The sequence below is a fragment of the Pseudoxanthomonas sp. CF385 genome (genome assembly GCF_900104255.1).
Taxonomy (GTDB): Bacteria; Pseudomonadota; Gammaproteobacteria; order Xanthomonadales; family Xanthomonadaceae; genus Pseudoxanthomonas_A.
Genome location: NZ_FNKZ01000002.1, coordinates 220987 through 234931 on the forward strand (window position 1 = coordinate 220987; position 13945 = coordinate 234931).

The following is a 13945-nucleotide window of genomic DNA, read 5'->3' on the forward strand; positions in this document are numbered from 1 at the left end:
ACTCATAACGGATGGATGTTGGACATTTCGAGTCCGGACACAGCATCCCGCGCATCGCCGTAACCGGGGATACGGGCGTCGGGAAGCACCTCGAGCAGCGGCACGAGCGCGAAGGCGCGTTCATGCAGGTGCGGATGCGGCACATGCAGCCCTGCCTCGTCCACGACGGCATCGCCGTACAGCAGCAGGTCCAGGTCCAGCGTGCGCGGACCCCAGCGCTCGCCGTCGGCGCGCTGCCGCCCGAACGCCGACTCGACCGCGAGCAACCGTTCCAGCAACGCCCGCGGGGCGAGTGTCGTGTCCACCAGGGCGACGGCGTTGATGAAATCCGGCTGGTCTTCGCGCCCCCATGCGGGTGTGCGGTACAGGCGCGACGTGCGCAACACCTCGATGCCATCGCATGCCGCCAACGCATCGAAGGCGCGGCGCAGCGTGTTGGCGGCATCCCCGAGGTTGGCCCCCAGGCCGATGCAGGCCCGGACGCGGGAGGTCATTCGGCCTGGGACGCCGCACCGCGGCGGCGGCGGCGACGGCGGCGCTTGGACGGAGCCGCGTCGTCACCCTGCAGGTCATCGCCGGGCGCACCGACACCGAGCGCGGCGGACAGTTCGTCGCCCGACTGGGTCTGTGCTTCGCGCCAGAACGCGACGTCCTCGGCATGCTCCGGCGACGCTTCCAGGCGCAGCACGAGGAAATCGAACGCGGCGCGGAATCGCGGGTGCGACAGCAGGCGGACGACGCGCTTGCGCTGGCGGTTGCCGAAGCGCGTCTGCAGCAGCCAGATCTCCTGCATCGGCAGCGAGAAGCGGCGCGGCAGCGCGATGGTGTTCAACTGGTGCAGGGTCACGCGGTCGGCCGCGCGGCGTTGCGCTTCTTCCGCGTGCACGCCGGAAGCCTGCAGGCCCATCAGCGCACGGCAGTACGCCGGCCACAGCAGCAGGGCGAACAGGAACGCCGGCGACACCGGCTCGTCGTTGGCCACGCGCTGGTCGGTGCCGGCCAGGCCGGCGACCAGCATGCGGCGCAGCGCGCCGCTGCGGTTGGACGCCAGCGCCGCCGCGGTCTCCGGCAGCAGCACCTTCAACAGGCCGAAGCGCTCCAGTCCCTCGAAACTCGCCACCGCGTGGCCGGACAGGAACAGCTTCAGGATTTCCTCGAACAGCCGCGCTGGCGCGGCCTCGGCCAGCAGCGGCGCCAACGGCGCGATCGGCGCCGCGGTGTCGGCCTCAATCTCGAAGCCCAGCTTGGCCGCCAGGCGCACCGCGCGCAGCATGCGGACCGGATCTTCGCGGTAGCGCAGCTCCGGATCGCCGATCAGCTTGAGCTGGCGCGCCATCACGTCCTCGAACCCGCCGACGTAGTCGCGCACCGAGAAATCATCGATGGCGTAGTACAGCGCGTTGGCGGTGAAGTCGCGGCGGACCGCATCGTCCTCCACCGTGCCGTAGACGTTGTCGCGGACCAGCCGACCATTGTCCATCTCGCGATCGCCGCTGCCGTCGTCGCTGTTGGCGCGGAAGGTGGCGACCTCGATGATCTCGCGCCCGAACACCACGTGCGCCAGGCGGAAGCGGCGGCCGATCAGGCGGCAGTTGCGGAACTGCTGGCGCACCTGCTCCGGCGTGGCGTCGGTGGCCACGTCGAAGTCCTTGGGGTGGCCGCCGACCAGCAGGTCGCGCACCGCGCCCCCCACCAGATAGGCCTGGAAGCCGGCATCCCGCAGGCGGTAAAGCACACGCAGCGCGTTCGGGCTGATGTCCTTGCGCGAAATGGTGTGCTGGTCGCGCGGGATGGTTCGCAGAGCGGTGGCGGGCGTAATAGCGGCAGTTCCATGCAGGAGGGTAAAGCGGTCGGCGGGATGGATTGCCCTGAGCCTGACCGCCGCCTATACTAATCCGCTACGCCGGTTTCACCAAAAACGCTCCCTTCGTCTAATGGTTAGGACGTGGCCCTCTCAAGGCTAAAATAGGGGTTCGAGCCCCCTAGGGAGCGCCATCCGGCTGAGGCTGCGGGTTGAGATCCGCAGCATGGTGAACCACCAAGACCCCGCCCCGGCGGGGTTTTGTGTTTGCGGACCCGGGCACGGACGCATTAAAGACGGTTTAATCGCGTCGACCTAGCATGGTCGCCCCACCCTGACGAGGGCCGCCCGTGTCGCGCCTGCTCCTGGTTGAAGACGATCGCATGCTCGGCGACGCGCTAGCCGCCGCGCTGGCGCAGGACGGCTGGTCCATCGACCGCGCCGAGGATGCCGCCGCCGCGCGCCTTGCGCTGGTGGACCACGGCTATACCGCCGTCCTGCTGGACCTGGGCCTGCCCCGCGGGTCCGGCCTGGACGTTCTGGCCGCCCTCCGCCAGCGCTACGACACGACGCCCGTCCTGATCATCACCGCGCGCGACCAGCTGAGCGACCGCGTGCGCGGCCTGGATGCCGGGGCCGACGACTACATCGTCAAACCGTTCGAAGCCGGCGAGCTGGGCGCGCGGCTGCGTGCCGTGGTCCGCCGCACGCAGGGGCGCGTGGCCCCCGTCCTGCGCCATGGCGACATCGTGCTGGATCCGGCCGACCGTTCGGTGCGCCAAGGCGACCGCCCGGTGCGGCTCGGTGTGCACGAGTACCGCACGCTGCTCGCGCTGATGGAACGTCCGGGCCGGGTGATCGCGCGCGAGACGCTGGAGTCGCTCGTCTACGGCGGCGATGGCGCGATCGAAAGCAACACCATCGCGGTGTACATCCACCAGTTGCGCAAGAAGCTGGGCGACGGCGTCATCGCCACCGTGCACGGGTTCGGGTACCGCCTGGGGGACGCCGAATGAGCCATTCCCTCAAGTCCAAACTGCTGCTCGCGGTGATGACACCCCTCGCGCTGGGCTGGGGCTGCTGGCTCGGCGGGCAGCACTTCCAGATGACGCGCCAGCAGAAAGGCCATGACGACCTGTTCCTGCAGGAGGTCAGCGAGCAGATCCTGCTGTCGATGCCCGCCAACCTCACCGCGCTGGGCGATGGGCCGCGCCTGCGCCTGCCGACGCGCCCGAGCGTGGCCGGCCGCAAGTTCGACACCTTGCGCTACCAGGTGTGGATCCTCGGACGCGACAAGCCGGTCGTGCTGTCCGATGGGGCGCCGATCCAGCCGCTGAAGGCGGACTTCAAGCCCGGCTTCATGGTGACCGAGGTGGCCGGCGAACCTTGGCGCGTCTACGCGGTCACCGACGCCGGCGGACGTATCCAGGTGCAGTCCGGCATGTCGTTGTCCGCGATGCGCGCCGAGCTCGCTTACTGGGTGAAGGTCAGCGTGTGGAGCGGGATCGTCATCCTGCTCATCCTCGGGATGACGGTCGGCCTGGCCATCCACTGGAGCCTGCGCCCGATGAACCGGCTGCGCCGCGAGATGGCGCAGCGCGAAGCGCACGACCTCGCCCCCCTGCCCTCCGCCGGCCTGCCGCGCGAGATCCGGCCGCTGGTGGATTCTTTCAATCTCCTGCTGGAGCGCCTGTCCGAGGCGATGCGGGGCGAACGCCAGTTCCTCGCCGACGCCGCACACGAACTGCGTACCCCGTTGGCGGCATTGCTGACCCAGACCCAGGTGGCGCTGCGCGCCGGCTCGCAGGCGGACGCGCGCGCGGCCCTGGAACCGCTGGTCCAGGGCATCCAGCGCACCTCGCGGCTGGCGCAGCAACTGCTGGATTCGGCGCGCGTCGACGCTTCGCCGTTGCGCGAAGAACAGCCGACCGTGCAGCTGCCCGACGTGGTGACGATGGTCGCGCGCGAGTTCGAATCGATGGCGGCGCGGCGCGGGCAGACGATCAGCGTGCATGCGGAGCCCGCCAGCGTGCGTGGCGATCTCGACGACCTCGGCATCCTGGCCCGCAACCTGATCGACAACGCGGTGCGCTACTGCGGCGAGCAGGGCCGCATCGAGATCGCCTGCGGGACCGAAGACGGCGGCCGCACGGCCTGGCTGGCGGTGCGCGACAACGGCCCGGGCGTACCGTCCGAGGAGCGCAACCGGATCTTCGAACGGTTTTTCCGCGGCAGCCACGGCAACGGCGAGCGCGGCAGCGGCATCGGCCTGTCGCTGGTGCAGCGGATCGCGCACGCGCACGAAGCGTCAATCGAGGCGGGCGACGGCATCGCCGGTCGCGGCTTCGGCTGCCGGGTGCGCTTCACCGCCGCACCCGACAACCCGTGACGGCCGATTATTCGGCGCGCCACCACGGCTGCGTGCCTTCGGGCTGGCGGATCGCCAGGGGCGCGCCGATCACGGGCGTGGCGATGTCCACGCCAGCGCCCTGCGAAAGCGAATACAGGGTTTCCATCGGCTCGCTCCACCCGTGGAAGGCCAGGTCGAACGTGCTGTTGTGGATCGGCACCAGCCAGCGCCCGCGCAGGTCCAGGTGCGCCTGCAGGGTCTGCGCCGGCAGCATGTGCACGTCCTGCCAGCGACGGTCGTAGGCACCGCACTCCAGCAGGGTCAGGTCGAAGGGCCCGAAGCGATCGCCGATGGTGCGGAAACCGTCGAAGTAGCCGGTATCGCCACTGAAGAACACCTTGGCGTCGTCCGCCTGGATCACCCACGACGCCCACAGCGTCTTGTTGCGGTCGAACAGCGTACGCCCGGAGAAGTGCTGCGACGGCGTGGCGGTGAACTGCACGCCATCCACGTCCGTGTGCTCCCACCAGTCAAGCTGGCGGATCCGTTCGCGTGGCACGCCCCACCGCACCAGGCGATCGCCGACGCCCAGCGGCGTCAGGAAGACATCCGTCTTCGCCGCAAGCGCGATGACGGTCTCGCGATCCAAGTGATCGTAGTGGTCGTGCGACAGCACTACGGCAGACAGGTGCGGCAGGTCGTCCAGCGACAGCGGCGGCGCATGGAAGCGCTTGGGTCCGGCCCATTGCACCGGCGATGCGCGCTCGGCGAACACCGGATCGGTCAGCCAGAAGCGTCCCTGCAGCTTGAGCAGCACGGTGGAGTGGCCCAGGCGGTACACCGTGCCATCCGGCGCCTGCGCCAGCTGTCCGGGCGACAGCGGCTGCACCTGGATCGCATGTGCGGGCACCGTGCCCTTCGGCTTGCCGCCGACCAGGAAATCCCACCAGAGCTTGCTGGTCTGCCGCCAGCCCAGCGGCTGCGGCTTGCGCTCGTTCTGGAAGCCGTCCTCGCCGTATTGCGGCGACTGGGGGTAGGCGAGCGTGCTGCAGCCCGATGCGCCGGCATACGCCGCCGCCGTGGCCGACACGCAGACCGCGGCGGCCATGCGCCGCCAGCGACGGCGCATCGGTCGCGCCTTCGGTTCGATCAGATCATTCATCGCGCAGGGTCCGCAGGGAGGTCGGGAACACGTACTGGATCATGGTGGCGGCCGCGGCCTGTCCGGGCAGCGCCAACGCGCCTTCCTGCGCCAGCGGCACTTGCCAGCGCAGGTCGATGCAGCCCAGTTCATCGGCCATCGCGCGCGCGGCGTCGAACAGGGCCGAGGCCGCGCCCGAGGGCCGTGCGTCCACCGACACGAACAGCGATTCCAGGTTGAAGTAGTACGCACGGTCGATCATCGAAAACCCGACGGTGCCGAACGCATACCCCTGCGGCACGCCATCGCGCTCGGCGATCCACGCCCACGCGCGCAGCGGCGCTTCGAACAGGGCTTCCATCAGTTCGAGCACGCGGCCGCCGGCGCTGCGCTGGGCACTGGCGCCGGCGGGAAGCTCCGCCATGTGGCGGTCGCAGACCTGCATCAGCGCGGCGGCCTGCGCGCGGGTCACGCGATGGACGCGGACCTGGGGCGCCGGCGCGATGGCACGGATCGCAAGAGGATTGACGGCCGCATCGCGGCGCCGGGGGGATACGGTCAATGACATGGAGATCTCCTCATGAGCAATGCGGGCATCGCCTAGAAGCCGCGCGACACGCCGATGAACAACGACGCCGCCTGGTCCTTGCCTTCTTCCACCAGCGGGCTGTCGCGCAGCGCGTCGGGCAGCGCGCGGTATTCCACGTTGCCGAGCAGCGCCCAGCGTTTCGCGAACGGATGGACGACGGTGACGCTCGCGCGCGGCGTGGTGACCGCGCCCGGGCGGTAGGCGACCACCCCGCGTGCGATTTCCTCGTCGAGCGTGCCGTAGTAGTAGTCGGCCATGTCGTCCGACAGGCGCACTGCGCCCACCGACGGGATCACGTGCGTGCGGCCCCATGTCATCGGATAGCTGTAATCCAGTGCTACGGCGTAGCCGTCGCTGGTGCCGGTGACGTCGCCGCGCACATCGAGTTCCAGCTTGCCGGCCGTGCCTTTCCAGCTGGCGGCCATGCCGATGTCCACACTGTCGTCGCGGTCTTCCAGCAGGTTCCGGTCGACGCCGCGGCGGGCAAGCTCGGCCACGCCGAAATCATCCGCGTCGATGCCGTCCAGCCGGCCGGCGACGAACGCGCGCACTTCGAAACGGTCGTCGGAATGCAGGCGATAGCCGAACGCGGCGCCGCGCAGGTAGAAGCGCTCGCCGTCGTAGGCGATGTTGGGGTAGAGACGCGTGCGCGTGCCTTCGCCGGCGTACTCGCTGTCGCGGTGGACGACGGCCAGGCCTGCGCTCCAGCGCGAGGACACCTGGTCCAGGGCCTTGGCATCGGTCCGTTCGACGACCTGTGCCGTGGCGGACAGGGGAAACAGCAACAACAGGGGCGTGCAGGCGCGCAGCGCACTCATGGGGGCCTCGGGCGGGGGAACCGGGTATCCGGCCACGCCATGCTCCCGCAGGCTCTTTAAGAACTCCTTAAGCCCGTTTCAGAGCTCGATGATGCCCCGGCGGACGGCGATGGTGACCGCATGGGTGCGGTCGTTGGCGGCCAGCTTGGCGAGGATGTTCTTCATGTGCGCCTTCACCGTCTCCTCGGAAATGCGGAGCAGGTGGGCGATGCGCTTGTTGCCGTTGCCGTCGGCGACCTGCCGCAGCACTTCGATCTCGCGCGAGGTCAGCGCATCGTCGGAGGCATGCTCGGCGATACCGGCGGCGATCTCCGGCGGAATGCGGCGACGGCCGGCGTGCACGCTGCGGATGGTGTCCACCAGTTCGCGACGCAACATGCTCTTGAGCAGGTAGCCCGACGCACCGGCCTTGAACGCGCGCAGCGCCTGCGCATCGCCCTGGTACGTGGTCAGGACGACGATCCTCGCATCGGGAAACTCGCGATGGATGGCGCCGATGGCGTCCACCCCGCCCATTTCCGGCATCTGCAGGTCCATCAGGGTGACGTCGGGACGGCACTCCCGGAACACGTGGAGCGCTTCCAGGCCATTGGCGGCCTCGCCCACCAGCTCCATGTCGGACTGGCCTTCGACCACCGCCGCGATGCCTTCGCGCAGCAGGGGATGGTCGTCGACGGTGAGGATGCGGATCGGCATGGGGACGGTCTGGACGGGGGAGCCCGGCGGCGCTGTCGCATCACGATACGGGCGCCTTCCTCGCACAGGCAACTACGCGACGCACGCCCGCTCCCGCCCACCCCCATTCGAGGGAGTCGGAGCCTGCCCCGATAGGGGTTCCTGCACCCGAACTTCGCGCCGCACCATGATCCCTGGCCTGCCCTCCCCCGCACTGCGCTCTGCCGGCAGGCCCTTCCCGCCATCGCCGCTCGAGGACACCGCCGTGGATGCCTCCCCGTCCCTGTTCCTGCACGAGACCGTCGCGCTCCCGCCTGTTCCGTTCGCCATCGCCCCCTGGACCGACCGTGATCCGCAGGCCGCATCGCGCGGCCTCAGCCCACGCGCGCTGGCGCGGGCGCTGGACTACATCGAGCGCCACATCGGCGACACGATCACGCTCGCCGACATCGCCAGCGCCGCCTGCATCAGTCGTTTCCATTTCGCCCGCCTGTTCCGCATCAGCACGGGCCGCAGCCCGATGGAGTTCGTGCTGGCCAAACGGATCGCGCTGGCGAAGGAACAACTCGCGCGCGGACCGCAGAAGATCTCCGCCACGGCGGCCTCGCTGGGCTTCTTCGACCAGAGCCATTTCACCCGCACCTTCCGTCGGATGACCGGCTATTCCCCGCGCGAGTTCTGCCACCTGCACGCGCCGGTAACCCGCACGGCGTGACCCTGCATGCCGCCGCCGCACCGTGCGGTGGCCCCCTACCCCAGGAGTTCCGCGATGGCCAAGGTCCTGATCCTCTACTACTCCGCCTACGGGCACATCGAGACCATGGCGAATGCCGTGGCCGAGGGCGTGCGCGCCGGCGGCGCCAGCGTCGACATCAAGCGCGTGCCGGAACTGGTGCCGGAGGACGTGGCGAAGAAATCGCACTACAAGCTCGATCAGCCCGCACCGGTGGCCACCATCGCCGAACTCGCCGACTACGACGCCATCATCGTCGGCACCGGCACGCGCTTCGGCCGGATGGCCTCGCAGATGGCCAACTTCCTGGACCAGGCGGGCGGCCTGTGGGCCAAGGGCGCCCTGCACGGCAAGGTGGGCGCGGCGTTCACCTCGACCGCCACCCAGCATGGCGGCCAGGAAACCACGCTGTTCTCCATCATCACCAACCTGCTGCACTTCGGCATGGTGATCGTCGGGCTGGACTACGGCTTCGCCGGGCAGATGAAACTCGACGAAGTGACCGGCGGTTCGCCCTACGGCACCACCACGATCGCCGGTGGCGACGGCTCGCGCCAGCCCACCCAGAACGAGTTGGACGCCGCCCGCTACCAGGGTCGCCGGGTCGCCGAGACCGCGATCAAGCTGCACGGATGACGGCCGCGGGCAGCGCGCACGCCGATGCAAGCCGGCGTGCGTGTCGGCGCGCGACAGTGGCGCGATTTCTCCTTCAAGCCTGGAGCCCGACATGCCTACCGCCTCCCCCGCCGCCGGCAAGACCCTGCTGACGCCCACCGACCACACGCTGATCCTGATCGACCACCAATCGCAGATGGCGTTCGCCACGCACTCCATCGACGTCGCCATGCTGCGCAACAACGTCGCGCTCGTCGCCAAGGGCGCGGCCGGCTTCGGTGTATCGACGCTGCTGACGACCGTGGCCGAGAAATCCTTCTCCGGCCCGCTGTTCCCGGAAATCCCGGAAGCCTTTCCCAACGCGAACGTGCTCGACCGCACCACCATGAACTGCTGGGAAGATGCCGCCGTCATCGCCGCAGTGAATGCGTCCGGCAAGGGCCGCGTGGTGCTCGGCGGCCTGTGGACCAGCGTCTGCATCGTCGGGCCGGCGCTGTCCGCGCTCGACCAAGGTTTCGAGGTCTACGTGATCGCCGACGCTTGCGGCGACGTCACCGCCGAAGCGCACGAACGCGCGATGCAGCGCATGATCCAGGCCGGCGTACGGCCGCTGACCAGCGTGCAGTACCTGCTGGAACTGCAGCGCGACTGGGGTCGCAGCGCGACCTACGACCTCACCACCGGCATCGCCAAGCTGCACGGCGGCGGCTACGGCCTGGGCATCCAGTACGCCAAGAGCATGTTCGGCGCCTCCGAAGGCGGCCACTGACGGGGCGCGGCGATGGTCGCCCATGCCGCGTCTTTCGAACGCCCGCACGCCACGTCGGCCGGGCTGCTGATCCTGCGCCTGGCCGCAGGCGGCTTCCTGCTGCCGCATGGGCTGGGCAAGCTGCTGGGCTGGTTCGGCGGGCCCGGCATCGCCGGGTTCGCAGCCGAACTCCAGCACTTCGGCCTGCCCTCTGCAGCACCGTTGCCGTTGCTGCTTGCCGCGCTGCAGACCGCTCTCGGTCTGTTGGTCGTCGTCGGTGCGTTCACGCGCATCGCGGCGCTGGGCTCGGCGGCGTTCCTCGGCGTCACCGTCGCCTTGAACCTGTCGCATGGCTGGTTCTGGATGCACGGCGGCATCGAGTATCCGGTGCTGTGGTTGCTCGCCAACCTCGCGGTCGCGCTGACCGGCCCAGGTGCCCTGTCCTTCGATGCCTTGCGCACGTCGCGCGCACGGAACGCGCATGGCCGTTGACGATACGCGCCGCCACCTGCTGAAGACCGTGGCGGCCGCCGCCACGCTCGCGGCGCTGCCCCGCGACGCCCGCTCCGGAGAATCCCGCATGGCCGACCTGATCCTGCGCAATGCGCGCATCACCACGCTGGATGCGGCGCAACCTTCGGCCAGCGCGATCGCCTTCGCCGACGGACGCGTACTGGCAGTGGGCGACGAGGTCCACGTGATGGCGCACGCCCGCGACGCCACCCGCGTGATCGACGCCGGTGGCCGCCGGCTGGTGCCGGGCCTCAACGACAGCCACACCCATCTGATCCGCGGCGGCCTGAACTACAACCTGGAACTGCGCTGGGACGGCGTGCGCTCGCTTGCCGATGCCATGGCGATGCTGAAGGCGCAGGTCGCCGTCACCCCGGCGCCGCAATGGGTGCGCGTGGTGGGTGGCTTCAGCGAATCGCAGTTCGCCGAGAAACGTCTGCCGACGCTGGAGGAGTTGAATGCCGCCGCGCCCGATACGCCGGTCTTCATCCTGCACCTGTACGACCGCGCCCTGCTCAACCGCGCCGCGCTGCGCGCGGCGGGCTACACGAAAGACACGCCGAACCCGCCCGGCGGCGAGATCCAGCGCGACAAGGCCGGCAATCCCACCGGCTTGCTGCTGGCCAAACCCAATGCATTGATCCTGTACGCCACGCTGGCGATGGGTCCCAGGCTGCCGGCGGAGTATCAGCTCAACTCCACCCGGCATTTCATGCGCGAACTCAACCGGCTGGGCATCACCTCGGTGATCGACGCCGGCGGCGGTTTCCAGAATTACCCGGAGGACTACCGGATCATCGAGCAGTTGCATGCCGACGGGCAGCTGACGGTGCGCATCGCCTACAACCTCTTCACCCAGAAGAAGGGCGAGGAACTGGCCGACTTCCAGCGTTGGTCGACGATGGTCAAGCCCGGCCACGGCGACGACCTGCTGCGCCATAACGGCGCCGGCGAAATGCTGGTGTTCTCGGCAGCGGACTTCGAGGATTTCCGCGAGCCACGCCCCGACCTGCCGTCGACGCTGGAAGGCGAACTGGCGAACGTGGTGCGCTTCCTCGCCGAACAGCGCTGGCCGTTCCGCATCCATGCCACCTACGACGAGAGCATCACCCGCGTGCTCGACGTCTACGAGCAGGTGAACCGCGAGGTGCCATTCGACGGACTGCACTGGATCGTCGATCATGCGGAAACCATCTCGCCACGCAACATCGATCGCGTGCGCGCGCTCGGCGGCGGCATCGCCATCCAGCACCGCATGGCTTACCAAGGCGAGTTTTTCGCAGCGCGCTACGGCAAGGACGCGCTGCGGCACACGCCGCCGGTGCGGCGAATGCTGCAGGCTGGCGTTCCCGTGGGCGCCGGCACCGACGCCACCCGCGTCGCCAGCTACAACCCGTGGGTGGCGCTGTACTGGCTGGTCAGCGGGCGCACGCTCGGCGGCCTGAAGATGTACGGCGACGACAACCGGCTGGAGCGCGAGGAAGCGCTGCAGGTGTGGACGCACGGCAGCGCGTGGTTCTCGACCGAGCAGGACCGCAAGGGGCGGCTGGCGCCCGGCCAGTTCGCCGATTGCGCGCTGTTGTCGGCCGACTATTTCGCCGTCGCCGAGGAGGACATCCCCGACATCACCAGCATGCTGACGGTGGTGGGTGGCCGCATCGTGCATGGCGCCGGGCCGTTCGCCCCGCACGCGCCCGCGCTGCCCGCGCCGATGCCCGACTGGTCGCCGGTCAACCGCTTCGGCGGTTACCAGGGCGGCACGCTCGCACAAGCCAGTGCGGCGCTGGCGCAGGCACACGGTCCGGCGTGCCGTGTACACACGCACGACCACGCCGGCCACCACCATGCCGTACACCACACCGTGCCGACGCGCGACCTGCAGGCGTTCTGGGGCACGCTCGGCTGTGCGTGCTTCGCGTTCTGACCATGTCCGCGCCCGCTGCGAACGGCCCCTGGTCCCCGCTCGGACAGCCGACCTTCCGCGCGCTCTGGCTCGCCATCCTGGTCGGCAACGTCGGCACGTGGATCCACGATGTCGCCGCCGCATGGGTCATGGCCGAAACGACGAACTCGCCGCTGATGGTTGCCGCCGTGCAGTCTGCGACCACCTTGCCCGTCGTCGTGTTGGCCATCGTCGCCGGCACGCTGGCCGACATCGTGGACCGGCGCCGCTACCTGATCCTGGCGCAGCTGTGGATGCTGCTGGTCGCCAGCACGCTGGCCGTGCTCGCGCACATGGACCGGCTGGGCCCGTGGATGCTGGTCGCGCTGACGTTCGCGCTCGGCATCGGCGCGGCGATGGCGATGCCGGCGCAACAGGCCACCACGCCGGAACTCGTGCCGAAGCCGATGCTGGGACCGGCGGTCGCATTGGGTTCGCTGAGCATGAACATCGCGCGCGCCATCGGGCCGGCGCTGGGCGGGCTGATCGTCGCGCAGGCCGGCATCGCGTGGGCGTTCGCCGTCAACGCGCTGACCTTCTGCGGCGTGGCCGTGGTGCTGTGGCGCTGGCGCCGCGCGCCGACCGCATCGGTGTTGCCGCCGGAGACCTTCGGCGTCGCCCTGCGCGCGGGGTTGCGCTACGCCACGCGCGCCAGTGTGCTGCAGGCGGTATTGGTGAAGGCCGCGTGGTTCTTCACCTTCGCCAGTGCGTTGACGGCGCTGTTGCCCATCGTGGTGAAGCAGGATCTGCACGCCAGCGCCGGCACTTACGGTCTGCTGCTGGGCTGCATCGGCGCGGGCGCCATCGGCGGGGCGATGCTGCTGCCAGGGTTGCGCACGCGCGTGGATCCGGACCGCATGGTGCTGTGGGCGACCCTGGCCTACGCCGGCTGCATCCTCGCCATCGCCCTGCTGCGCTGGGTGCCGGTGCTGTACAGCGTCGCCCTGCTCGCGGGTTTCGCTTGGATCGCCGTGCTCTCCTCGCTGCAGATCGCTGCGCAGACCGCGGTCCCGGCCTGGGTCCGTGCGCGTGCGCTCTCGTTGTACATCGTGGTGTTTTCCGGCGGCATGGCGGCCGGCAGCCTGGGTTGGGGCTGGCTGGCGCAGCAGTTCGGCACGCCGCATGCGCTGCTGGCGGCCGCGATAGGAACGGCGGTGGCGGCGATCGCAGGCGCGCGCTTCCGCCTGGGCGACGCCGCGCGCGTCAACGTCACGCCATCGGGCCACTGGCCGCAGCCGGTGGTCGCCGCGGACCTGCACGACGACCGAGGGCCGGTGCTGGTGACGATCGAGTACCGCGTCGACCCGGCCCGCCGCCAGGATTTCCTGCATCGCCTGCAACCGCTCGGGCACGCGCGTCGCCGCAACGGCGCGCTGCAATGGGGCGTGGCCGAGGACAGCACGCAATCGGGCGTGTACCTGGAATATTTCGTCGACGCGTCGTGGCGCGAGCATCTGCGCCAGCACGAACGCGTGACCGAAGACGAGCGCGCCCTCCAGGACGCGCTGCTGGAGACGCTCGCCGATCCCACCCAGCGCCCGCAGGTACGCCACTTCATCGGCGGCGCGCCGGGCACGGCGCCACCGGACGCGCCGTCGACGCATGAGGGCCTGGCATGAACGGGAAATTCGTCGCCGGGCTCCTGCTGGGCTTCGGCATCGGTTTCGGATGCCGCGCCTTCGGCGTGCCGGTGCCCGCACCGCCGGTGCTCGTCGGCGCCCTGCTGGTGGTGGCGATGACCAGCGGCTACATGCTGGCCGACCGTGCGCTCACCCGACGCGAAGCGCAGCATCGACGCGATTGCGGCGGCCCCACCGGGCAGACCTCGCGAAGCGACCCGCCATGATCACCGCGCTCGTCGGCATCGCGCTCGCCCTCGCCATCGGCATCGCCTGCCGCTGGCTCGACATCCCGGTGCCCGCGCCGCCGCGCCTGCAGGGCGCGTTGCTGGTGGTGGCGATGACGGCGGGTTTCCTGGCCGCGGACCGGCTGCTCGGCTGACGGCCACCCGCAAACGAAG

At 69.8% G+C, this 13945-nt stretch carries 16 protein-coding genes and 1 tRNA gene; 11 read left to right on the top strand and 6 right to left on the bottom strand.

The genetic code is table 11. The features are described 5' to 3' along the window. Positions 1 to 2: 2 nt before the first annotated feature. Together folK and pcnB are read right to left on the bottom strand one after the other, a co-directional pair. Entirely contained in the window at positions 3 to 494 is a 492-nt protein-coding gene (gene folK / locus BLT45_RS11235; protein WP_093299695.1) for a 2-amino-4-hydroxy-6-hydroxymethyldihydropteridine diphosphokinase, read from the bottom strand. Further along, complete coding sequence (gene pcnB, locus BLT45_RS11240; RefSeq protein ID WP_254771905.1) at positions 491 to 1837, bottom strand: polynucleotide adenylyltransferase PcnB; 1347 nt, start codon at positions 1835 to 1837, stop codon at positions 491 to 493. Before pcnB ends, folK begins: the two co-directional genes overlap by 4 nt. 83 nt (positions 1838 to 1920) lie before the next feature. On the opposite strand from pcnB, the gene BLT45_RS11245 reads away from it, so the two are divergent. The 3 genes from BLT45_RS11245 (at position 1921) to BLT45_RS11255 (ending at position 4190) form a co-directional block, all read left to right on the top strand. Next, positions 1921 to 1995, top strand: a tRNA-Glu gene (locus BLT45_RS11245). 156 nt (positions 1996 to 2151) lie between these two features. After that, a complete protein-coding gene (locus BLT45_RS11250; protein ID WP_093299701.1) occupies positions 2152 to 2817 on the top strand; it encodes a response regulator transcription factor in 666 nt (221 codons plus the stop codon). Then, a complete protein-coding gene (locus BLT45_RS11255) occupies positions 2814 to 4190 on the top strand; it encodes an ATP-binding protein (RefSeq protein ID WP_093299705.1) in 1377 nt (458 codons plus the stop codon). Before BLT45_RS11250 ends, BLT45_RS11255 begins: the two co-directional genes overlap by 4 nt. 7 nt (positions 4191 to 4197) lie before the next feature. Here the strand turns inward: BLT45_RS11255 and BLT45_RS11260 are convergent, their stop codons facing one another. The 4 genes from BLT45_RS11260 to BLT45_RS11275 form a co-directional block, all read right to left on the bottom strand. Next, entirely contained in the window at positions 4198 to 5313 is a 1116-nt protein-coding gene (locus tag BLT45_RS11260) for an MBL fold metallo-hydrolase (protein ID WP_254771869.1), read from the bottom strand. Further along, the gene (locus BLT45_RS11265) at positions 5306 to 5860 is read right to left on the bottom strand and encodes a GNAT family N-acetyltransferase (RefSeq protein WP_093299710.1); all 555 of its coding nucleotides are present in this window, start codon (positions 5858 to 5860) and stop codon (positions 5306 to 5308) included. Before BLT45_RS11265 ends, BLT45_RS11260 begins: the two co-directional genes overlap by 8 nt. Before the next feature lie 32 nt (positions 5861 to 5892). After that, a complete protein-coding gene (locus BLT45_RS11270) occupies positions 5893 to 6699 on the bottom strand; it encodes a MipA/OmpV family protein (protein WP_093299715.1) in 807 nt (268 codons plus the stop codon). Positions 6700 to 6777: 78 nt separating this feature from the next. Next, positions 6778 to 7395, bottom strand: coding sequence for a response regulator (locus BLT45_RS11275; protein ID WP_093299719.1), 618 nt, complete (start codon positions 7393 to 7395; stop codon positions 6778 to 6780). Positions 7396 to 7639: 244 nt separating this feature from the next. Between BLT45_RS11275 and BLT45_RS18355 the strand changes: the two genes are divergently transcribed. From BLT45_RS18355 to BLT45_RS11315, 8 genes are all read left to right on the top strand, one after another. Further along, positions 7640 to 8089, top strand: coding sequence for a helix-turn-helix transcriptional regulator (locus BLT45_RS18355; protein ID WP_175455823.1), 450 nt, complete (start codon positions 7640 to 7642; stop codon positions 8087 to 8089). Between the two features lie 54 nt (positions 8090 to 8143). Then, on the top strand, positions 8144 to 8743 hold the full coding sequence (wrbA, locus tag BLT45_RS11285; protein ID WP_093299729.1) for an NAD(P)H:quinone oxidoreductase: 600 nt from the start codon (positions 8144 to 8146) through the stop codon (positions 8741 to 8743). A 91-nt stretch (positions 8744 to 8834) separates the two neighbouring features. Then, positions 8835 to 9491, top strand: coding sequence for a hydrolase (locus BLT45_RS11290; protein ID WP_093299733.1), 657 nt, complete (start codon positions 8835 to 8837; stop codon positions 9489 to 9491). 12 nt (positions 9492 to 9503) lie between these two features. Continuing rightward, on the top strand, positions 9504 to 9962 hold the full coding sequence (locus tag BLT45_RS11295; protein ID WP_093299738.1) for a DoxX family protein: 459 nt from the start codon (positions 9504 to 9506) through the stop codon (positions 9960 to 9962). Positions 9963 to 10050: 88 nt separating this feature from the next. Next, positions 10051 to 11907 carry an amidohydrolase gene (locus tag BLT45_RS11300; protein WP_093301942.1) on the top strand — a complete coding sequence of 619 codons (1857 nt, stop codon included), beginning with the start codon at positions 10051 to 10053 and terminating at the stop codon, positions 11905 to 11907. Further along, a complete protein-coding gene (locus BLT45_RS11305) occupies positions 11904 to 13544 on the top strand; it encodes an MFS transporter (protein ID WP_175455874.1) in 1641 nt (546 codons plus the stop codon). The genes BLT45_RS11300 and BLT45_RS11305 overlap by 4 nt, the downstream gene beginning before the upstream one ends. After that, positions 13541 to 13771, top strand: coding sequence for a XapX domain-containing protein (locus tag BLT45_RS11310; RefSeq protein WP_093299748.1), 231 nt, complete (start codon positions 13541 to 13543; stop codon positions 13769 to 13771). Before BLT45_RS11305 ends, BLT45_RS11310 begins: the two co-directional genes overlap by 4 nt. After that, positions 13768 to 13926 (top strand): DUF1427 family protein, encoded by a 159-nt coding sequence (locus BLT45_RS11315; RefSeq protein WP_056881147.1) that lies wholly within the window; start codon positions 13768 to 13770, stop codon positions 13924 to 13926. Before BLT45_RS11310 ends, BLT45_RS11315 begins: the two co-directional genes overlap by 4 nt. Positions 13927 to 13945: the final 19 nt, after the last annotated feature.